The 20,278-nt window shown below is 68.4% G+C and carries 14 protein-coding genes, 2 tRNA genes and 1 pseudogene; 4 read left to right on the plus strand and 13 right to left on the minus strand.

Annotated features, from left to right (window positions below; translation table 11 throughout):
* From AB4Y67_RS18760 to AB4Y67_RS18780, 5 genes and pseudogenes are all read right to left on the minus strand, one after another.
* Positions 1–494: pseudogene (locus tag AB4Y67_RS18760) on the minus strand (hypothetical protein); the annotation flags it as partial.
* Between the two features lie 24 nt (positions 495–518).
* A complete protein-coding gene (locus AB4Y67_RS18765; protein ID WP_441407266.1) occupies positions 519–1,190 on the minus strand; it encodes a TetR/AcrR family transcriptional regulator in 672 nt (223 codons plus the stop codon).
* On the minus strand, positions 1,187–3,235 hold the full coding sequence (locus AB4Y67_RS18770) for a YhgE/Pip family protein (RefSeq protein ID WP_441407267.1): 2,049 nt from the start codon (positions 3,233–3,235) through the stop codon (positions 1,187–1,189). The genes AB4Y67_RS18765 and AB4Y67_RS18770 overlap by 4 nt, the downstream gene beginning before the upstream one ends.
* Entirely contained in the window at positions 3,232–3,948 is a 717-nt protein-coding gene (locus AB4Y67_RS18775) for an ABC transporter ATP-binding protein (RefSeq protein WP_441407268.1), read from the minus strand. The genes AB4Y67_RS18770 and AB4Y67_RS18775 overlap by 4 nt, the downstream gene beginning before the upstream one ends.
* 131 nt (positions 3,949–4,079) lie before the next feature.
* Positions 4,080–5,534 carry a dihydrolipoyl dehydrogenase family protein gene (locus AB4Y67_RS18780; protein WP_441407269.1) on the minus strand — a complete coding sequence of 485 codons (1,455 nt, stop codon included), beginning with the start codon at positions 5,532–5,534 and terminating at the stop codon, positions 4,080–4,082.
* 107 nt (positions 5,535–5,641) lie between these two features.
* Between AB4Y67_RS18780 and AB4Y67_RS18785 the strand changes: the two genes are divergently transcribed.
* Positions 5,642–6,517, plus strand: a complete 876-nt coding sequence (locus tag AB4Y67_RS18785) for a FadR/GntR family transcriptional regulator (RefSeq protein WP_441407270.1) — start codon at positions 5,642–5,644, stop codon at positions 6,515–6,517.
* Positions 6,518–6,861: 344 nt separating this feature from the next.
* Here AB4Y67_RS18785 and AB4Y67_RS18790 read toward each other — a convergent pair.
* A tRNA-Arg gene (locus AB4Y67_RS18790) sits at positions 6,862–6,935 on the minus strand.
* Between the two features lie 276 nt (positions 6,936–7,211).
* On the opposite strand from AB4Y67_RS18790, the gene AB4Y67_RS18795 reads away from it, so the two are divergent.
* Positions 7,212–9,044 (plus strand): phosphoenolpyruvate carboxykinase (GTP), encoded by a 1,833-nt coding sequence (locus tag AB4Y67_RS18795; RefSeq protein ID WP_441407271.1) that lies wholly within the window; start codon positions 7,212–7,214, stop codon positions 9,042–9,044.
* A gap of 235 nt (positions 9,045–9,279) precedes the next feature.
* Positions 9,280–10,665, plus strand: coding sequence for an FAD-binding oxidoreductase (locus AB4Y67_RS18800; RefSeq protein ID WP_441407272.1), 1,386 nt, complete (start codon positions 9,280–9,282; stop codon positions 10,663–10,665).
* Here AB4Y67_RS18800 and AB4Y67_RS18805 read toward each other — a convergent pair.
* From AB4Y67_RS18805 to AB4Y67_RS18820, 4 genes are all read right to left on the minus strand, one after another.
* Positions 10,602–11,768 carry a globin domain-containing protein gene (locus tag AB4Y67_RS18805; RefSeq protein ID WP_441407273.1) on the minus strand — a complete coding sequence of 389 codons (1,167 nt, stop codon included), beginning with the start codon at positions 11,766–11,768 and terminating at the stop codon, positions 10,602–10,604. The two genes, AB4Y67_RS18800 and AB4Y67_RS18805, sit on opposite strands and share 64 nt — an antisense overlap.
* 192 nt (positions 11,769–11,960) lie before the next feature.
* Positions 11,961–12,410, minus strand: coding sequence for an RrF2 family transcriptional regulator (locus AB4Y67_RS18810; protein WP_441407274.1), 450 nt, complete (start codon positions 12,408–12,410; stop codon positions 11,961–11,963).
* Positions 12,411–12,430: 20 nt separating this feature from the next.
* A complete protein-coding gene (locus tag AB4Y67_RS18815; protein ID WP_441407275.1) occupies positions 12,431–12,937 on the minus strand; it encodes a hypothetical protein in 507 nt (168 codons plus the stop codon).
* 4 nt (positions 12,938–12,941) lie between these two features.
* Positions 12,942–14,360 carry a phosphomannomutase/phosphoglucomutase gene (locus AB4Y67_RS18820; RefSeq protein ID WP_441407276.1) on the minus strand — a complete coding sequence of 473 codons (1,419 nt, stop codon included), beginning with the start codon at positions 14,358–14,360 and terminating at the stop codon, positions 12,942–12,944.
* 150 nt (positions 14,361–14,510) lie between these two features.
* On the opposite strand from AB4Y67_RS18820, the gene AB4Y67_RS18825 reads away from it, so the two are divergent.
* A complete protein-coding gene (locus AB4Y67_RS18825) occupies positions 14,511–16,700 on the plus strand; it encodes a RecQ family ATP-dependent DNA helicase (RefSeq protein ID WP_441407277.1) in 2,190 nt (729 codons plus the stop codon).
* On the opposite strand, the gene AB4Y67_RS18830 is transcribed toward AB4Y67_RS18825, so the two are convergent.
* From AB4Y67_RS18830 to AB4Y67_RS18840, 3 genes are all read right to left on the minus strand, one after another.
* Positions 16,645–18,120, minus strand: coding sequence for an MFS transporter (locus AB4Y67_RS18830; RefSeq protein WP_441407278.1), 1,476 nt, complete (start codon positions 18,118–18,120; stop codon positions 16,645–16,647). The genes AB4Y67_RS18825 and AB4Y67_RS18830 overlap by 56 nt on opposite strands.
* A gap of 21 nt (positions 18,121–18,141) precedes the next feature.
* The gene (locus AB4Y67_RS18835; protein WP_441407279.1) at positions 18,142–19,809 is read right to left on the minus strand and encodes a phytoene desaturase family protein; all 1,668 of its coding nucleotides are present in this window, start codon (positions 19,807–19,809) and stop codon (positions 18,142–18,144) included.
* 142 nt (positions 19,810–19,951) lie between these two features.
* A tRNA-Ser gene (locus AB4Y67_RS18840) sits at positions 19,952–20,039 on the minus strand.
* Positions 20,040–20,278 lie beyond the last annotated feature (239 nt).

The following is a 20,278-nucleotide window of genomic DNA, read 5'->3' on the forward strand; positions in this document are numbered from 1 at the left end:
GTCCTGGACGGTCCGCGCCGGGTGCCGGAAGCCCGGGGTGCCGGGCGTCTCACGCCCGACGCCGGACGCCGCTGCGGGGCGGAACCGGCGGCGCGGGCACGCCAGCCCCTGCCTGGCAGCAGCGTTCCGGCCACCAGTAGCAGCAGGGTGGCCGAGCCGGCGGCTGCGGCGAGGTAGAAGTAGAGGTCGGGATAGGCGGTATCCACCGGAGTGGACATTGCATCCGGATCGTCGTTGAAGGCCAGGCCCCACTGCCGGAGGAACGCGATGCTGAAGGCGATGAACAGGATGCTCCCGATTCCGCTGGCGGCCAGGGTCCGGTGCCGCCGGCGGATGACCACCTCGGACACGCACGCCACATAGGCCGCAGCGGAGGCCGCCAGGAACCACAGGAAAACCGTCTCGTGCAGCGTGATGCCGGTCAGCGCCAGCAGCGCCAGCGCGGCCAGAAACGCACCGATGGCAATCTTGCCGTTGTTACCCATGTGGCCCATGTGAATAATCATCCCCGACAGGGGCTACTTCACGATGTAGCCGCGCATGGACGCCATGATCGCGTTGACGCTTTGCTCGCGGGTCCGCTCCGGGTTGTAGGTCTGCCGGTCCAGGCCCACCACGAAGCAGGCTCCGAAGATGGCTGTCTCGAGGCTGCCCCGGGACACCGCCGGATCCACCGGGTAGACGCCGGCCACCGCATCAACCGCCGCCCCGATCACGGCGAGCAGCCGTCCGCGCAGCTCGGCGAAAGTGTCCTGCCACTCGCTGGGGGTCCGCCAATTCTCGCTGACCCAGAGCCGGGCGAAAGACGGGTATTCGTCCATGAAGTCCATGGCCTGGCCGATCATTTCGTCCATCGCAGCGAGCGGGTCCGCGGAATCGTCCCTGACGCTCAGCAGCCGTGCCAGCAGGATGTCCACGCCGTGCCGCAGCAGTTGGGCTATCAGGTCCGACTTGCTGCCGAAGTTGTAGTACACCGTGCCCTTGGAGACTCCGGCGGCCGCGGCGATCTCGTCGACCGTCACCCCCGCCACGCCGCGCTCGCCGATCAGTTCCATCGAGGCTTCGAACAGCTTCTGTTTGGTTGCGTTGGTGCGGGACGGCCGGAGCTTCTTCGCGGTTCCCGGCTCGGCTTCCCGGGCAGTTTCCCCGCCTCTGGCGTCACTCGTACTGCCATCCGTGGGGCTGCTCATACAGCGATCTCCGGTTTCAGGGTCTTCAGGGTCCAGTACTTGTGCTTCCGGACTGCCAGGGTGGACAGGGCCATTCCCAGCAAAGTGTAGCCAAGCAGCCCCAGCATCGTGGGCAGGATGACGGCAAGGTCTGCCCCGTAGATCAGGTGCCGCATGCCGTTGACCACGTACCCCATCGGCAGGAGCTGGTGCACCACATGGAGCGGCTGCGGCGTGGTCTGCCAGGGGAACGTGCCCCCGGAGGAGACCAGCTGAAGCACCAGCAGGATGAGCACCACAAGCTTGCCGGGGGATCCGAGCAGCGCGACGACGCCCTGGATGATCGCGCTGAACGCCATCGCCGCGGCCAGCATAAGGAACCACATCAGCCAGGGGTGGGCGGGGTTAAGCCCCAGCCCCACGTCCACTACGAGCGTGAGCAGGCTCGCCTGCACGGCGGAGACCGCCAGGAACGGAAGCCAGCCGCCGACGGCGATTTTCCACGCCGGGGCGTTCGACGCCAGCGCCCGCTGGGTGACCGGCCGCATCGCCTGGATCAGCATAAAGACGCCGATCCAGAGCGCGAGCGTGAGGAAGAACGGTGCCAGACCTGCGCCGTAGGAGCCGGCCTTGGCCTGGGAGACGTTGCTGACGGCGACCGGATCCGCCATCACCTTGGCGAGACTGTCTTTCTGGGTGTCGTCGGGGTTGGGGACCTGGCCCGCGCCCTTGGCGAGTTCCGCCGCCAGGGTCCCGGCACCCTCGGAAGCCGTGGCGGCCCCGCTTTCCAGCCGGGCGGCGCCGTCGTCGAGCGTCTGCGAGCCTTCGGCAATTTTCGCTGCGCCGTCCAGCGCGCTTTGCTGCCCGGCGGCAAGGGTGGCGGCGCCGCCGGAAAGCTGGTCCGCGCCGGTGGATGCCTGGCTGATGGCGCCGCCGAGGGCTGGGGTCGCGCCGGCCAGCTTGGCTGCCCCTGCACTGACCGCAGCGGACCCGTCGGCCAGTTGTTGGATCTGCCCGGCCGCGGACTTGAGGGCGGCTGCGGGTCCCGGGGGCGCAGGCGGGGTGGAGTTGGCGTCGAAGTCCGCCAGGATTGCGTCCGCCTGGGCCGGGGTGATGGCCCCGGCGGCGATGAGCCGGCTGTTGGAGGCAACTACCCGGCTGCGCTGTGCCTGGGCGGCTGCTTGTTCGGAGGCGGCCAACTGGCCGGCCAGGCCCTGCATCTTGGTATTGAGCGCGGCGTTCCCGGCGGCCACCTGCGCGGCGCCGTCCGCGAGTGCCCGGGAATCGGCGGGCAGCGTGGCGGTCTTCTCCTTGAGCTCGGTGAGGCCGGTGCTGAGCTGCCCGGCTCCGCTGCTGAGGGCGTTGGCGCCGTCGCGGAGCTTCAGCTGGCCGCTGTAGAGCTCCGCGGTGCCATTCTTGAGATCGCCCGTGCCCCGGTGCAGCGTGACCGTCCCGTCGTGGAGGGTGGCGACGCCGTCGGCGAGCTGCCCGGCGCCGTCGGACGCCTTAAGCATCTGGGAGTGGATGGTCCCGAAGCCGGTGAGGAGCTGGTTGGCGGTTTCCTCGCCCACCTCGGTGGCCACCGTCTTGTGCACGGCCGTGGTGAGCTTGTCCACGATGGTGCTCAGCAGGTAGTTGTTCGCGTCATTGGTGGTGACGTTGAGCATGGCCTGGTTGGCGGCGTCGAAGCTGCCGGGGGACACCAGGTTCGCGGAAAAGTCTTTAGGAATCTTCAGGGCGAACGCGTACTTGCCGCTGCTGACGCCCTGGTCCGCTTCCGCCGTGCCGGCGACCGTCTGCCAGTTGAAGACGTGACCGTCCACGAGGCTGTCGGCGACTTTCCGGCCGGCCTCGAGCCGGGTTCCATCGGCGGAGCTGGCGCCGGTGTCCTCCACCACGAGCGCGGCGTCGATCTGGTTGAGCTTTCCGTAGGGATCCCAGTTGGCGTAGAGGTAGACGGCGCCGTAGAGCAGGGGCACCATGGTCAGCGCCAGGATGGTCAGCTTGGGCAGCAGGCCGCCCGTCATGCGTTTGAGTTCGGAGCGGGCCAGCCGCAGCACAGTCACTTTGCGTCCTCGGTTTCGGGGGTGTTGGAAGCTTCAAGGGGTTCGGGGGCAGCATCGGCGTCGGAGCCGGCGTCTCCGATGCCGGCGTTGCCGATCGCCGCGGCCGGGCCGGTCCAGCCCGCCGGGAGGCTCATCACGGTGGCGACGACGGCGAGCGGACGGCCGGCGTCGTACGCCAGCTCCTCCAGCCGCGGGAGCCAGTCGCCCGGATCGCCGTGGCGGTCCGGTGAGTCCACCACGAGCAGATCCGTCCTCGGGTTGGCCAGGGCCAGGGCAGTGAGCAGCTCGATCCGCCGGGCGGCCGGAAGCTGCTCGGTCCAGAGCCCGGCGATGTCCTCGAAGCGGTTGACCTTGAGCCAGGGCTTACTGAGCAGCGGACCCCGGTAGCGGCGCGGGACCAGGGCCAGATCCTCGGTGACGAGGTCGCGGACACTGAGGTGCTGTTCGGGTTCGTTCACCCCGGGGGAGTCGACGACGGCGCTCGCCTGCCGCAGCCCCTTTATTTTGGCGCCTCCGTGCCACTCAACGCCGTCCCACTCAAAGTGGCCGCCGGAGGGTTTGAGCCGTCGGCTGAGGGCCAGGGCCAGGGCGGTGCGCTGGTCCTGGCGGTTGCCGGAGACCAGCAGGAGTTCGCCGCGCCGGACCTGAAGGGAGGTGGCCGGCAGCAGCTCGTCCCGTCTGCCGTTCACGGAGAGCTGTTGCACGCGGAGCAATGGGGGCCTTTCGCAGATGAATGTCTACGACAAGGCTAACTAAACTGACTGGTCAGTTCAAATAGATTGGGATGAATGTGATCAAGCAGACCGCGCAGGTCCGGTCCGCCGGCCAGTCTCACCTCGAGGGCTCAGAGCCCGTACTCCTCGAGCAGCCGCAACCAAACCTCGCTGATCGTGGGGTAGGCCGGCACGGCGTGCCACAGCCGGTCCAGAGGCACTTCTCCGACGACGGCGATCGTCGCGGCATGCAGCAGCTCGGCCACGTCCGGTCCCGCGAAGGTGGCGCCCAGCAGCACCTTGCGGTCCTCGTCAACCACCAGCTGGGCCCAGCCCTCGTACCGTTCGGCGTGCAGCGAGGACCCGGCCACCTGGATGGGAAGTTCCACGGAGGACACCCGGAAGCCGTCCTGTTCCGCCTGCCGCACGCTCCGGCCCACATTGGCCAGTTCGGGATCGGTGAACACCACGTTGGGGACAGCATGGTCGTCCGCGGTCCGGGCGTACCGGCTCCACGGGGCTGCCCCGCCGCTGAGCTCACCCTTGGCCCGGGCGGCGATCGCATCGCCCGTGGCGCGGGCCCCGTACTTTCCCTGGTGGGTCAGCATGACCTTCCCGGCGGCGTCGCCGGCGGCGTAGAGCCACGGGTCGGCGTCGTTCCCGTTGCCGCCCGACACCACACCCGTGGAGTCGGTGCTGAGCCGCAGTTCCTTCCCCTCCGCGGCGGTGAGGCCGACGCTCTCCAGGCCGATCCCTTCGAGGGCGGGATGCCGGCCGGTGGTGACCAGCAGCTTGTCCACCGTCACGGTGGCGTCCTCCAGCTCGAGAGTGAGGGTGCCGTCGTCGTTCTCGCGGACGCTCTTGGTTCCGGTGTGGAGGTGGAGATCGACGCCGTCCGCCCGCAGCCCCGCCGCGACCAGTGAGGCGGCCTCTTCCGGGAAGGCGCCGAGCAGGGTACCGCGGGCAATCAGGGTCACCGAGGCGCCGAGCCGGGCGAAGGCCTGGGCGAGTTCGGTCCCGGCCACACCGCCGCCGAGGACCGCGAGCCGCTCCGGGATCTCGCGTGCGGACGTCGCCTCCCTTGTGGTCCAGTACTCCACGTCGGAAAGGCCCTCGATGGGCGGCACGGTTGGTGATGACCCCGTGGCCACCACGACGGCGTGCCGTGCCGTGAGCTCGTAGCTGTTCCCGTCGAGACCGGCGACTTCAACCTTCCGGGTTTCCGTGATCCAGCCGTGGCCGCGGATCAGCTCAATCCCGGTATCCTCCAGCCACTTAACCTGGCTGTCATCCTGCCAGTTGGATGTGAAATAGTCCCGGCGTTTCAGCACGGCGGCTGCGTCGAGGGTCCGAGTGACGGCTTCTTCGGCGCCGGGAACGGTCTGGGCTCCGTGGAGGGCCGTGCCGGGACGCAGCAGTGCTTTGGACGGCATGCAGGCCCAGTAGGAGCACTCGCCGCCCACCAGTTCGGCTTCGATCAGCACTGCGGTCAGCCCGCCCTGCACCACGCGGTCCGCCACGTTCTCGCCCACGGCGCCGCCGCCGATCACAATGACATCGAATTCCCGTTCATACTGTGCCGTCATGGCAAAAGCCTACGGCCGGCGCACGGCCCGGGAGGCTCGCTGGAGGCCCTTTGCAGGACGTGGGACCACCGCTACTGTTGGGAGCATCATTGGGGGAGGGGGAAGCGATGACATCAGGCAATGTGACCGCGGGCGCATACGGCGCGGGCGCAGTGGGCGGCGCGGCCGGCGGCAGGTCCCTGCCGCCGGCGAGGTTCAGCGCGCAGGCCCGGCTGCGGGCGCTCCAGGCGGACATCATGGATCTGATCCTGGAGCGAGAACTGGAAGCCGGGGATCCGCTGCCGACCGAGAATGAGCTTTCCGCCGTGCTGGGCGTGGGCCGGAACACCTTGCGGGAATCCCTGAAGGTCCTGCAGGCCCTGGGCGTGATTGAAATCCGCCATGGCTTCGGTATGTTCGTGGCCCCCAACAATTTTGACGCCCTGGCCGACGGCCTCACCTTCCGGGGCCGGTTGTCACTGCGGCACCACGGGCAGGAGGCCCTGCAGCTCGTGGACGTGCGGCAGGCGCTGGAGTCCGGGCTGATTGCACGCGCCATGGACCTGATGACCGCGGAGCGCCTGGCGGCTGTCGAGGAATCCGTGCTCCGGATGGAAGCCCTGGCCGCTGCCGGGGAAAACTTCGTGGAAGCGGACGCCGAATTTCACCGCCGGCTGTTCGAACCGCTCAACAACGAGCTGCTGGTCAGCCTCCTGGGCGTTTTCTGGAAGGTCTACCGGCGGCTCCACCTTGAGTTGGGCGGAGCCGAACGGGGAGGGGTTGAACCGGGAGGGGCTGAATTGGTGGCGGCCGGGCCGGGCGGAGTCGAGCCGGGATCAGTTGCCGTGGCCGCAGCGGAGGAAGCCAGTCCCCTGGAAACGGCGGCCGTGCACCGCGGGATCTTCGAGGCCGTGGCCAGTGGGGACAAGGCTCTTGCGGCCCAGCGGCTCAACGGCCACTTCGACGGTATTCGGGACCGAATCAGCCAGGCCATAGCGACGTAGCCGAGTCTCCCCGCATTGTACGAAGCCGCGGACATTCCGGCCCGCCGTCCGGGGCGACTTTGGGCACGATTTCGGCCCTCGGGGCGGGCGTTCGCGGCGTGTTCGTCTCAAAGTACCCCCGGAACGCAGCCGCCGGGCGAGACCAACGGCGTCCGAGTCCGGTAGCTCACCGTCAAGGCAGGCCGCGGGCGACACGTCCTGAGTTACACACCTTTCCCTGCTCACCCGTCGCAAGCGCGCCGTCGCCGGGTGGCCCCGCAACGCCCCGCCTCAAGCAGGCAATCCGCCGTCGGGCGTTAAACAAAAGATCCGCACCGGCGGACCGGTGCGGATCTTTTTCTCTGTGCGCCCAAAGGGATTCGAACCCCTGACCTTCTGTTCCGTAGACAGACGCTCTATCCAGCTGAGCTATGGGCGCATTCTCTAGTTCTTGGAACTTCTCGCTCCCCGAACCTCGAATTACTTTACGCGAGGTGGGGCCGTAGTTACAAATCGAACTGGGTGTAATCTGGCTGACTAGACCGGTCTACGTGACCTTAGTCACAAAATTGGGTCTTTTTGTAACGTCGATTCCTTGAATTTCCGGGGTTTTTGATTTCGGGCGCCCCGGACATCCCACATCTTGCCCAGATTTCGGGGGGTGATCTAGCCCTACATTTAGGAAACACCACTGAACCCGAGGAAGGGAACCGTAATGGGAGATCTGGCGCGACTGCCGTTGCTTGAAAAGGCACCCACCACGCATGCCGGCTTGCTGGCATGGGTTGAAGAGGTAGCCGAACTGACTCAGCCGGACCGGATCCACTGGGTAGACGGCTCCGAAGAAGAGAACACCCGGCTCACGGACGAGCTCGTTGCCGCTGGCACGCTGACCCGCCTGAACGAGAAGCTGTTCCCCAAATCTTTCGCGGCATTCTCCGATCCCGCCGATGTGGCCCGCGTCGAGGAGCAGACCTTCATCTGCTCCGAGAACGAACGCGATGCCGGCTTCACCAACAACTGGATGGCCCCGGCGCAGATGAAGGAGAAGCTGCGCGGACTGTTCAGCGGCTCCATGCGCGGCCGCACTATGTACGTCATCCCGTTCGTTATGGGCCACCTCGACGCCGAGGATCCCAAGTTTGGTGTGGAGATCACGGACAGCGCCTACGTTGTCGCCTCCATGCGCATCATGGCCACAATCGGCACCGAGGTCCTGGACAAGATCACCGCCACGAACGCCTTCTTCGTCCCCGCCCTGCACTCCCTCGGCGCCCCGCTGGCCCCCGGCCAGGCCGACGTCGCCTGGCCCTGCAACCCGGACAAGTGGATCGTGCACTTCCCTGAAGAGCGCTCCATCTGGTCCTTCGGCTCCGGCTACGGCGGCAACGCCCTGCTGGGCAAGAAGTGCTACGCCCTGCGCATCGCGTCCGTCATGGCCCGCGACGAGGGCTGGCTTGCCGAGCACATGCTCATCCTCAAGCTGACCTCCCCGGAGAAGAAGAACTACTACGTTTCCGCGGCGTTCCCCTCCGCCTGCGGCAAGACCAACCTCGCCCTGCTGGATCCGACCATCGAGGGCTGGAAGGTCGAAACCCTCGGTGACGACATCACCTGGATGCGGTTCGGCAAGGAAGGCGAGCTCCGCGCCGTCAACCCTGAGGCCGGCCTGTTCGGCGTGGCTCCGGGCACCGGCTGGGGCACCAACCCCAACGCGATGCGAGCCATCGCCAAGGGCCACAGCATCTTCACCAACGTCGCACTGACGGATGACGGCGGCGTGTGGTGGGAGGGCATGACCGACGAGGTGCCCGCGCACCTGACCGACTGGCAGGGCAACTCCTGGACCCCGGAATCGGACAAGCCTGCTGCCCACCCGAACTCCCGCTTCTGCACGCCGATCGACCAGATCGACATGCTGGCCGAGGAGTACTACAACCCGGAAGGCGTCGAGCTTTCCGCGATCCTGTTCGGCGGCCGCCGCAAGACCACCATCCCGCTGGTCACCGAGGCGCGCAGCTGGTCCAACGGTATTTTCATGGGCTCCACGTTGTCCTCCGAGACCACGGCCGCCGCTGCCGGTGCCGTCGGCGTTGTCCGCCGGGATCCGATGGCGATGCTGCCTTTCATCGGCTACGACGCGGGTGATTACCTGAACCACTGGGTCAACCTGTCCGCCAAGGCCAACCCGGAGCGCCTGCCCAAGATCTTCCTGGTCAACTGGTTCCGCCGCACTGCCGAGGGCGGCTTCGCCTGGCCCGGTTTCGGGGACAACTCCCGTGTCCTGAAGTGGGCCATCGAACGCCTCGAAGGCAAGGCCGACGCCGTGGAGACCCCCATCGGGTTCGTCCCCACCGCCGACGCGATCGACCTCACCGGGCTGGACATGACTCCCGCCCAGGTTGAAGAGGCAGTCCGGGTTGATCCGGCCGAGTGGGCCACCGAGCTGTCCTCCATCGAGGAGTGGTTCGCCAACTTCGGCAGCTCACTGCCCGAGGCGCTCCAGGCGGAGCTGGACGGCCTCAAGTCCCGCATGGCAGCGCACTAGCAGCCAGCAAAACACGACGACGGCGGCCCCGCACCTTGCGCAAGGGTACCCCCTGCGGCTGGCAAACCGGCCGCAGGGGGACTTAGGTCCCTAGACCGCAGTCAAGAGGGCGCCCTAGGCTCAACGCATTCATCAGCCGGGCCGTCGCCGACTGGGCAGGATGCTGGGGGCATTCCACGCGTGCGCTGTCGTGCCCCTAACCTGCTCGCAGCACGCGAGAGCTCAGGAGCCCATCATGCTTGCCATCGATGACATCCATGCCTTGTCCACGGCGGTCAGCGGCACGGTCGCCTTGCCGGCCAGCCCCGAATACGCGGCCGAGACAGCCGCGTTCAACGCCGCAACAGTCCACCGGCCCGACGTCGTCCTAGGGGCAGCGAACGCACAGGATGTCGCCGCCGGGGTGAAATGGGCCGCAGAACACAGGCTCCCGGTGGCAGTCCAATCCACCGGGCACGGCGCCGACTCCGTGGTGGACGGCGGCCTGCTCATCAACACCCGCCGCCTGCAGGGGCTTCAGATCGATCCGGCCGAGCGCACCGCACGCGTGGGAGCCGGTGTGAAGTGGCGCAGCGTCCTGGAAGCGAGCGTGCCGTTCGGACTGATCGGACTGCACGGCTCAAGCACTGACGTCGGCGTCGTCGGCTACACCGTCGGCGGCGGGCTGCCCCTGCTGGGCCGGGCGCATGGATTTGCGGCGGATCATGTACGCAGCATGGAGGTCGTCACCGCGGACGGGGCGCTGCGCCGGATCGACGCCGGGGCCGAGGCCGAACTGTTCGCCCTGATGCGCGGCGGCAAGGGCAATTTCGGCATCGTGACGGAACTCGAGTTCAGCCTCTTTCCGCTGGGGGACTTCTACGGCGGCGGGATCATCTATCCCGGCGCGGACGCGGACCTCATCCTGGCGGCGTTCCGGGAGTGGCTGCCGACGCTGCCGGACAACGCCGCGCCCTCGATCTCCCTGCTGCGGCTGCCGGATATGGAGTTCGTCCCCGCGCCGCTGCGGGGCCAGTTTGTGGTGCACCTGCGCTTCGCCTTCCTGGGGACACCCGCGGACGGCGACAGGCTGCTTGCCCCGATGAGGGCGGTCTCGACGCCGATGATGGACACGGCCGGGCCTATGAGCTACCTCGACGTCGACCAGATCCACATGGACCCGGCGGATCCGCTCCCCTTCACGGCCGGCGGAGCGCTCCTGAAGGACCTCGGCGAAGAGACTGTCGCGGACCTGCTGAAGCACACCGGCGAGGGCTCGGACTGCCCGTTGCTCCTCGTCGAGATCCGGCCGCTCGGCGGGGCCCTGGCCCGGGCCGGGGAGCTGCCGGATGCCGTGTCGGGGCGGGACTCGGCGTTCCTGATCTTCCTGCTCGGGTTCAAGATGCCGCCGATCGCCGAGGCCGTTGCCGCCTCCATCCGCGGAGTCCTGGCCGAGCTGGCCCCGCACTCCACGGGTTACACGCTGGTCAACTTCCATGGCGAGCCCGGCGACGAAGCTGACCGGGCAAGGGCCTGGTCGCCCGCCGTCTACGAACGGATGAGGGCTGCGAAGTCCAGCTACGATCCCGGCAACCTCCTGCGCTTCGGCCATACGATCACCGGCGTGCCGTCCGAGGCGTGAGCCGGGCGGGCTGCTTGGCCCGGATAACCACGACGGGGGGAGGGGAGCGGGCCGCAGAGGTACAGGGACGCGTTGGCGGGGAGGTCCACTTCGCGCAGGGACATGAAGCCCTCCCGGGCGCCGGCGACCGGGCGCTCGAGCCAGAGCTGGAGGTCGGCGCCGTCGAGGCGCTCGACGTCGTCCGTCATCTGGGAGCGCAGCGCCCAGGACTCCAGGTCGCTTTCCGCGTGCAGGACCAGGACCTGGCGGTCGGAGCCGGTCTCTGCGAGGGAGCGCAGGATGGACGCGGTGGGCGTGCAGCCGATGCCGGCGGAAGCCAGGACGACCGGTCCTTCGCCGTCCTTGAGGGTGATCTCGCCGTAGGGGTTGGAGATCTCGAGGATGTCGCCCACCTGGACGTTGTTGTGCAGCACCGGCGAGACCTCGCCGCCGTCGTCCTTCTTGGTGGTGAAGCTGCGGCTCGTGCCCGCGTCGCCGGACAGCGAGTACTGCCGGACCTGGCGCAGTCCGTCCGGCAGGGCGACCTTGACGCTGACGTACTGGCCCGGGAGGGCGGACGTGATGGGGGTGTCGTCCGCCGGTTCCAGGATGAAGGTCATGGAACCGGTGCCGGCGGCGGTCTTGGCGGCGACCCGCCACGGGCTCCACATCGTGCCGTTGGCCTGGGCCGCGTAGAGGCCCTTTTCCAGCTTGATCAGCGCGTCCGCCATGAGCCAGTAGACCTCGGTCCAGGCCTCGGCGATTTCCGGGGTGATGACCTCGGCCAGGTCTTCGGCGATGGCGGCGAAGAGGTGCTCGTAGACCACCTGGTACTGCGGTTCGGTGATGCCGAGGGATGCGTGGCGGTGGGCGATCCGGGCGAGCACGGTTTCCGGCAGGGTACCGGGGTTGTTCACCAGATGGGTGGCGAAAGCGGCGATGCTTCCGGCCAAAGCCTGCTGCTGGTTGCCGTTGCGCTGGTTCGAGCGGCTGAAGAGCCCGTCCAGCAGTTCCGGGTGCGCTGCGAAGAGGCGGGCGTAAAACTTGGGCGTGATTTCACCGATCCGGGATCCGACCAGCGGCAGGGTGGCCTCGATGACGGGGAAGGACTTGTCCGAGAGCATATTGACTCCTGAGGTAGTGGCCCGGGGTCTGCAACCGGACCGATTCAAATACCCGCATTTGAAATACGTGTATTTATATCTCTGTTCTACAGGGCGTAGAAAACAAGTTCAAATCGAGGAGATTCCCGGGCGTGGCGGGGCCGGTGACGCGGGGGAGTGCGGGGTTGGGTCGAGAGTAAGGCGGGGTCCGGCTCAGAGTCCGGGGCGCAGCCCGATTGCCTGGAACACCGGCGCCATTTGCCGGGAGGTCGGCAGGGACGCGACGACCAGGCCGTCCAGTTCGCTGTAGAAGGCCTCGCGGGCGCGGGCGAGGGCGACGCGGAGCCGGCATTCGTTGATCAGCGGGCACGCTCCGCCGGCGCCGACGCAGTCGGCCGGGTCGGTGCGGGTGTCCAGTTTCCGCAGGAGCTGCCCCACGGTGGCCAGCCTGCCGGCGCTGCTGAGCCGGGAACCGCCGTTGCGGCCGCGTTCGACGTCGATCATCCCCAGCTCGCGGAGCTTCGCCATCGCCTTGCTGACGTGGTTGTACGGCGTGCCGACAGCGTCCGCGATGCTCTGGGTGGTGAGGAGTCCGCCGTCGGGAGCGGCCGCGAGCACCATCATGGCGCGCAGGCTCACATCCGCGAAGGCATTGATCTTCATAACACCAGTTTACGGGCGGTCTAGTCCACCCAGACGCCGGGCTCGTTGGTATCGGCGGAGAGCTCGCCGAATTCGAGCTCACGCGTTGCGGGGTTCGCTGCGTACGGAAGGACCGCGGCGAATAGGGAGCCGTCCCGGTGCTCCGCGGCCACGTGGATGGCGTCCGAGGCTTCCTCCAGCAGCGTGATGTCACAGACGATCGCGGCGGCGCGGAACTCGTCCCGGTGCTGGCGCAGCAGTTCGGTGAGGTCGCTGATCATCGAATCCGCGTCGAAGTCGGCCTCCGTTCCTTCGGCCGCGTCGGGGGGGGTCACGGCAACCAGCCGGACCTCGCCGTCGTTCTCCACCACGAGGGCGAACGGCAGGAACCCGCCGTTGCGCTCAAGCTGCTCCTGGGCGGCGCCGACGCCGGTGCCGAGCAGGTTCTCCAGGTCGGTGGCGCTGGCGTCCGGAACGCTGTCGCGCCACGACGGGGCAGAGTTCGCGGTTGCCTGCTCGGCTGCGGTTTCCGCAGGCAGTTCCGACACGGCCCTAGCCCCGGACCAGCGCCAGGACGCGGTCGCGGACGCGCTCCATGGTGGCGGTGTCGGTCGCTTCAACGTTGAGGCGCAGGAACGGCTCGGTGTTGGAGGGGCGCAGGTTGAACCAGTAGCTGCCGTCGGTCGCGATGAAGGTGCTGCCGTCGAGGTAGTCCACCTCGACGTCTTCGTTGTGGAAGTCGTGCCGGACGCGTTCCACGGCGGCGGCCTTGTCCTCGATTTCCGAGTTGATCTCGCCGGAGGACATGTACGGCTCGTATTCGCAGCCGAGCTCGGACAACGGACCGTCCTGCTCGCCGAGGGCTGCCAGGACGTGCATCGCGGCGAGCATGCCCGTGTCCGCGTTCCAGAAGTCGCGGAAGTAGAAGTGCGCGGAGTGTTCGCCGCCGAAGATGGCGCCCTCTGCGGCCATCACAGCCTTGATGAAGGAGTGGCCGACGCGGGTGCGGACCGCCCGGCCGCCGTGGCGTTCCACCAGTTCGGGGACGGCGCGGGAGGTCAGGAGGTTGTGGATGACCGTCGGGTTGGCTTCGCCGAGGCCCTGGGCGCGGGCGATCTCGCGGCGGGCCACCATGCCGGTGATCGCTGACGGCGAGACGGGTTCGCCCTTCTCGTCGATGACGAAGCAGCGGTCGGCGTCGCCGTCGAACGCCAGACCGATGTCCGCGCCGTGCTTAACGACGGCGGCCTGCAGGTCGCGCAGGTTCTCCGGTTCCAGCGGGTTGGCGGGGTGGTTCGGGAAGGAACCGTCGAGCTCGAAGTAAAGCGGAATGATTTCAAGGGGAAGCTTGGGCAGCAGGGCGTCGCCGAGCACGGCCGGCGTGGTGAGGCCCGCCATGCCGTTGCCGGCGTCGACGACGACCTTGAGCGGGCGGGTGCCGGAGAGGTCCACGAGGCTGCGGAGGTACTCGGAGTAGCCCTTCAGGACATCGTGGACGCCGATCAGGCCGCGGCCGGGGACGGCGGGGATGGAACCGGAGTTGAGGTATTCCTCGGCGCGGGCCTGGATTTCCTTGAGCCCGGATTCGGAGGAGATCGGCTCGGCGCCGGCCTTGGCCATCTTGATGCCGTTGTACTCCGCGGGGTTGTGGCTCGCGGTGAAGGTGGCTCCGGCTGCGTTGAGCGCACCGCAGGCGTAGTACAGCTCATCGGTGGAGATCAGGTCGAGCAGCTGGACGTTGGCTCCCCGCGTGGCGGCACCGTTGGCGAAGGCCTTGCTGAATTCGGGGGAGGAGGGGCGCATGTCGCCGCCGACGAGCACCGTCTTGCCCTCCAGCTGCAGGACGTCGACGAACGCCGCACCCACAGCCTCGACGATTTCCGCGGTAATCGATTCGCCGACAATGCCGCGCACGTCGTAAGCCTTGAAGGAGGCCGAGAGGTCAAAAGTGTTCGTCTTTTCCGTAGTCACGCGTCTTATCTTACGTTGAAGCCCAATCAGGCTGTGGAGGAGCACTGCCGGGTTTCTACAGCCGCTCGTCTGCAGCGGATCCGCTGTGATTGTCCACATAGCGGCGCCGGTGGCTTCGTCGCTGTCGGAGGGGGCTGGGATACTGAAGCAATGGCCAATAACCTGAACGCTGCAGTCCTGTCCGCGCCCGACGCCGCATCCACCGGCCTCACGGGGACACGGGAGCAGGCGCAGGAAGTCCTGCGGAAGCTGGTCGGCCACCCGGCCGCGGAGTTCCACGAGGGCCAGTTCGAGGCGATTGAAGCCCTTGTCGACGGCGGCCGGCGCGCCCTCGTCGTGCAGCGCACCGGCTGGGGAAAATCGGCCGTGTACTTTGTCTCGTCCCTGCTGCTGCGTCAGCGCGGCGCCGGGCCGACCCTGATCGTGTCCCCGCTGCTGGCGCTCATGCGAGACCAAGTGGCCGCCGCGGCGCGGGCCGGGGTCCGGGCGGTGGCCATCAACTCCGCGAACCAGCTGGACTGGGACACCGTCCGCGAGCAGCTCGCGGCGGACGAGGTCGATGTCCTGCTGGTCTCGCCGGAGCGGCTCACCAACCCCTCCTTCCGCGAGAACCAGCTGCCGGAGCTGATCCGCCGCACGGGCCTACTGGTCATCGATGAGGCCCACTGCATCTCCGACTGGGGCCATGATTTCCGCCCCGACTACCGGCGCATCGCGGACCTGATCACCCAACTGCCGGATACCGTCCCGGTCCTGGCCACCACCGCCACCGCCAACTCCCGGGTGGTCCACGACATCGAGGAGCAGCTCGGCGCCGGTGTGCTGACCATCCGCGGCGCCCTGGGCCGCGAGTCCCTCCGGCTGGGTGTGCTGAGCCTGCCGGACTCCCGCGACCGGCTTGGCTGGCTGCTCACGCACCTGAAAGACCTGCCCGGCAGCGGAATCATCTACACCCTGACGGTCTCCGCGGCCGAGGACACCGCCAGGCTCCTGGCCGAAGCCGGCCACGAGGTCCTCGCCTACACGGGACGCACGGACCCCGCGGACCGTGAACGCGCGGAACAGCTCCTCAAGGACAACCAGGTCAAGGCCCTCGTCGCCACCTCCGCCCTGGGCATGGGCTTCGACAAGCCGGACCTCGGGTTCGTGGTCCACCTTGGGGCGCCGTCGTCCCCGGTGGCGTACTACCAGCAGGTCGGCCGCGCCGGCCGTGGCGCCGCCAACGCCGACGTGCTGCTGCTGCCCGGTTCCGAGGACCGTGACATCTGGCAGTACTTCGCCACCGCGTCCATGCCCTCGGAGGAAAAAGCCGGAGCTGTGCTGACGGCCCTCGCCGAAGCGGGAACCGCCGTGTCCACTGTGGCCCTGGAAGCCCGTGTGGATCTGCGCCGGACGCCGCTGGAACTGCTGCTGAAGGTCCTGGCGGTCGACGGCGCCGTGGAGCGGGTGGGCGGAGGCTGGCGTTCCACCGGCCAACCGTGGACGTACGACGCCGAGCGCTACAGCCGGATCGCGGAGGCCCGGGTGGACGAACAGGACTCCATGGTGATCTACCAGGACACCGCAGGCTGCCGGATGGAATACATCACCTCGGTCCTCGACGACGAAACCGCCCGCGCCTGCGGCCGCTGCGACAACTGCGCCGGAACGTGGTTCCCGGCCGACATTGCCGCCTCGGCCACCGAAGCCGCCGGCCAGACGCTGAGCCGCGCCGGTGTACCGCTGGAACCCCGGCTGCAGTGGCCCAGCGGCATGGACCGCCTCGGCGTGCCCGTGAAGGGCAAGATCAAGCCCGAAGAAAGCGTCGCCGGCGGCCGGGCCTTGGCACGGCTCACGGACCTGGGCTGGGGCGGCGCTCTGCGTGAAGCCTTCGCTGCCGGCGCCCCCGACCGCACGGTGGACCCGGGCATGCTGCAGGCCTGCGTCCAGGTGCTGCGCGAGTGGGGCGCCGGCGACACCAGGACTCCCGGCTGGAGCGGTGCAGGCCGCCCGGCTGCCATCATCAGCGTCCCGTCCCGCGGCAAACCCGCCCTGGTGGACTCGCTGGCCCGCGGCATCTCGGAGATCGGCCGGATCCGGTACCTGGGGCAGCTGCAGCTTGAGCACGGCGGACCGACCGGCGGGCGCGGCGGCAACAGCGCCTACCGGCTTGCCGGGGTCTGGGACCGCCTCGTGGTGGGACCCGAACTCGAAGCAGCCCTGGCCGGAATCCAGGGCCAGAGCGTGATGCTGATCGACGACCTGGTCGACAGCCGCTGGACGGTGACCGTCGCCGGCCGGGCCCTCAGGCTCGCGGGCGCCGGGGCCGTGCTGCCGCTGGTGCTTGGCCAGGCCGGCTGACCCCGGCTCCCGCGTGGCGGGGCAGCGTCAGGCTGTCCATGGCGCTCAGGAGCATGATCAGAGCAATCGCCAGGAACGCCGCCCGGTACGGCCCCGCCGGGTCCGCACCTGCGGCGCCGGCGTCGGCCAGCAGGGGGCCGCTGGCTTCGAAGACCCGGATCAGCAGCGCCCCGATCGCGATCCCGGCCGCCGTCGCGAGCTGCACCAGGGTCGCGGAAACGGCGTTGGCCGACGGCAGTTGGGCGGGATCGACGTCGGCGTACTGCACCGAGGCGTACGCCGAGAAACCGATGGACCGGAAGGCTCCGCTGGCGACGAGCAGCGCCAGGATCAGTGGTTCCGGGGTGCCGGCGTCGAGCAGGGCGCACAGCGCAAAGGTGGCCGCCGAAGCCAGGGACGCGAAGACCAGGACCGGTTTGAAACCGAAGCGGCGGATGAGCGGGGTCGTGGCCGGCTTGATCCCGATGTTGCCAACGAAGACCGCCGCCACGAGCACGCCGGCGCGCAGCGGATCCCAGCCGAATCCGTTCTGGAACATCAGCGGCAGCAGGAAGGGCACAGCGCTGATGGTCAGGCGGTAGATGAAGCCGCCTGTCGCCGTGGAGCGGAACGTCCGGGTGGAAAAGACGCCGAGATCGAACAACGGGGAGCGCGTCCGCCGCATCCACCAGGCTGCGGTGCTGAGGAACACGAGCCCCGCGGTGATGCCGATGGCCGCATAGGCGCCGGACTCACGGCCCCCGGCCAGTTCGAGGCCCACCATGACGGACCCCACGCCCAGGGTCGTGAGGGCCAGCCCCAGCCAATCCAGACGGCGTTGGCGGTCGCCCTTGGTGCTCGGGACCAACCGCAGCGCCGCGACGAACGCGGCGAGCCCCAGCGGGAGGTTGACCAGGAAGATCCAGTGCCAGGACAGGAATGTCGTGAGCGCGCCTCCCACCAGCGGGGCGAGGACCGGAGCCAGCAGGCCGGGCCACACCAGGTAGGCCGTGGCACGGAGCAGATCCTTCTTTGCCGTTCCGCGGAGCACCACGAGGGTGCCCACCGGGACCATCATGGCGCCGCCCGCACCCTGCAGCACCCGGCTTAGGGTCAGCATGGTGAGGTCCTGGCTAAGCGCGCACAGCAGCGAGGCCACCGTGAACACCGCAATGGCCAGGCAGAACACCCGCCGCGCGCCGAGACGCTCCGCCAGCCAGCCGCTGATCGGGATTCCCATCGCCACGGTCATCAGGTAAGCGGTCATCGTGATGTTGACGTCCGCCGACGGGACCGAGAAGTCCGCGGCGATGCTGGGGATCGCCGTGGTCAGGACGGTGCCGTCCAGGAATTCCATAAAAAACGTGGCGGCGACGAGGAGGGCCAGGCGGGGACTCCACTTGTCCACGGATGCGCCGGCGGGCGGCGAGGGCTCACTCATGCAGGGATCACGACGCCGGGTTCAGCCCTGGGCGGCCGGCCCGGACTCCAGCGGCCCGGAGTCCAGCACGGCCATGGCCGCATTGTGCCCGCCGATGGCGCTGACGGCACCGCCGCGCCGGGCGCCCGACCCGCAGAGCAGGATCTGCGGGTCATCGGTCGCGACGCCCCAGCGCTGCGCCGGGGAGTCCCGCGGCGCGTTGTCCTCGACGAAGGGCCAGTCGAGGCCGCCGTGGAAGATGTTGCCCCGGGGCATGCCGACCGCCCGCTCGATGTCCAGGGTGGTCTTGGTTTCGATGCAGGGCTGTCCGTCCGGTCCCGTCAGCAGGAGTTCCTCAATGGGTTCGGCCAGAACCGAGTTCAGCGACTTTAGCACGGCCGCCTGCAGCTCCGCCCGGCGCTGGTCATTGTTCTCCGCCGTGATGAGCCGGTCCGGGACGTGCAGGCCGAACACGGTGAGGGTCTGCGCACCGGCGGCCTGCAGCTCCGGTGACAGGATGCTGGGGTCCGTGAGCGAATGGCAGTAGATCTCGCAGGGCAGCGGGTCGGGGACGGTTCCGGCCGCGGCGGCGAGGTAGGCGGCGTCGAGCTGCGACCAGGTCTCATTGATGTGAAACGTTCCGCCGAAGGCCGCTTCCGGGCTGACCGTCTCATCCAGGAGCCGGGGGAGCCGCTTCAGCAGCAGGTTCACCTTGACCTGGGCGCCCTCGCGGAGGTGGTTCGGGTTCCGGGTGGCGGGCTGTGTTGCCTGCTGTGCAGTGCCGCTGGAAGCGCCGGAGTTCCTGAGCCGGTCCAGCGCCACCGGGGCCACGTTGGCGAGGACCCAGGAACCGGTGGCCGTGTGCTCTGCGCCGTCATGGAGGTAGCTGACCATGCCTCCCGGGCGGACCGCGGTGACGTCCGCGGACGTCAGGATGGTCGCCCCGGCCTCGCGGGCGGCACGTTCCAGCTCCCCGGACACGGCGCCCATCCCGCCGACGGGCACGTCCCAGTCGCCCGTTCCGCCGCCGACCAGGTGGTACAGGAAGCAGATGTTCTGCTGCAGGTCCTCGTCGTTTGCCCGGGCGAACGTGCCGATCAGGGCATCCGTGAGCACCACGCCGCGGACCAGGTCGTGCTCGAGCGACTTGGCGATGGTCTCGCCGATGGGCCGTTCCGTCAGGGCGTCCCACTCAGCCTCCGCGCCGGCCCGGGCTGCGAGGTCCCGAGCCTCGGACCGGGTCGGCAGCGGCGCGGTCATGGTGGGCCACAGGGCCTCGGTGAGCTGACGGAAGCCCGAGTAGAACTCGGTGAAGGCGTGGAACTCACTGTCGGGCGCGCCGACGGCGGCAAAGGATGCCGCGGTGGCCGCGGCATCGCCGTTGTCGACCAGCAGGGCGCGGCCGCCGTCGTGCGGGTCCGGGGTATAGGACGAGTACCGGCGCCTTGCCAGCCGGATGCGCAGGCCCAGGTCGTCAATGACCTGCTGCGGGAGGAGGCTCACCAGGTAGGAATAGCGCGAGAGGCGCGCGTCGACGCCGTCGAACGCCCGGGCGGATACCGCTGCGCCGCCGGGATGCTCAAGCTTTTCCAACAGGAGGACCTTCCGGCCGGCCTTGGCCAGGTACGCGGCCGCGGCGAGGCCGTTGTGGCCGCCGCCGACAATGATCGCGTCAAACGCGCTGGTTTTCGACATGGGATTGCTCGGCATGAGCCCATCCTGCCATCGAGGCAGCCGGAGGCCGGTTGTCCGGCCTCCGGACGCACCGTGGCGGTGGTCGGCCACACGCCGGGGACGGGAAACCCCGCCCCGGGTACGCAAAAGGCCCCGGTCCAGGGACCGGGGCCAAACGCGGAGACGGGGGGATTTGAACCCCCGGTGGAGTTGTGCCCCACACTTCATTAGCAGTGAAGCCCATTCGGCCGCTCTGGCACGTCTCCAATTGCTATTAACTAGCCAACCAAGGATACGCAGAAGGTGCCATGCAGTGCAAAACGGCCAATGCGGGGTCACTTCCGGCCCTTCCCGGACCCGCAGAATCATACGGTCGTTGCAACATCTGATTTTTTGGAGGTTGCCATGCCGAGTGGTTTTCGGGCGCCGGATGCGCTGAAGGATGAGTTCTTTTCGCTTCTGCGGCAGGGGGTGTCGGTCAAGGAAGCCTCTGCCCGGATTGGGG

This window comes from Arthrobacter sp. YAF17 (assembly GCF_052113365.1).
Lineage (GTDB): Bacteria > Actinomycetota > Actinomycetes > Actinomycetales > Micrococcaceae > Arthrobacter.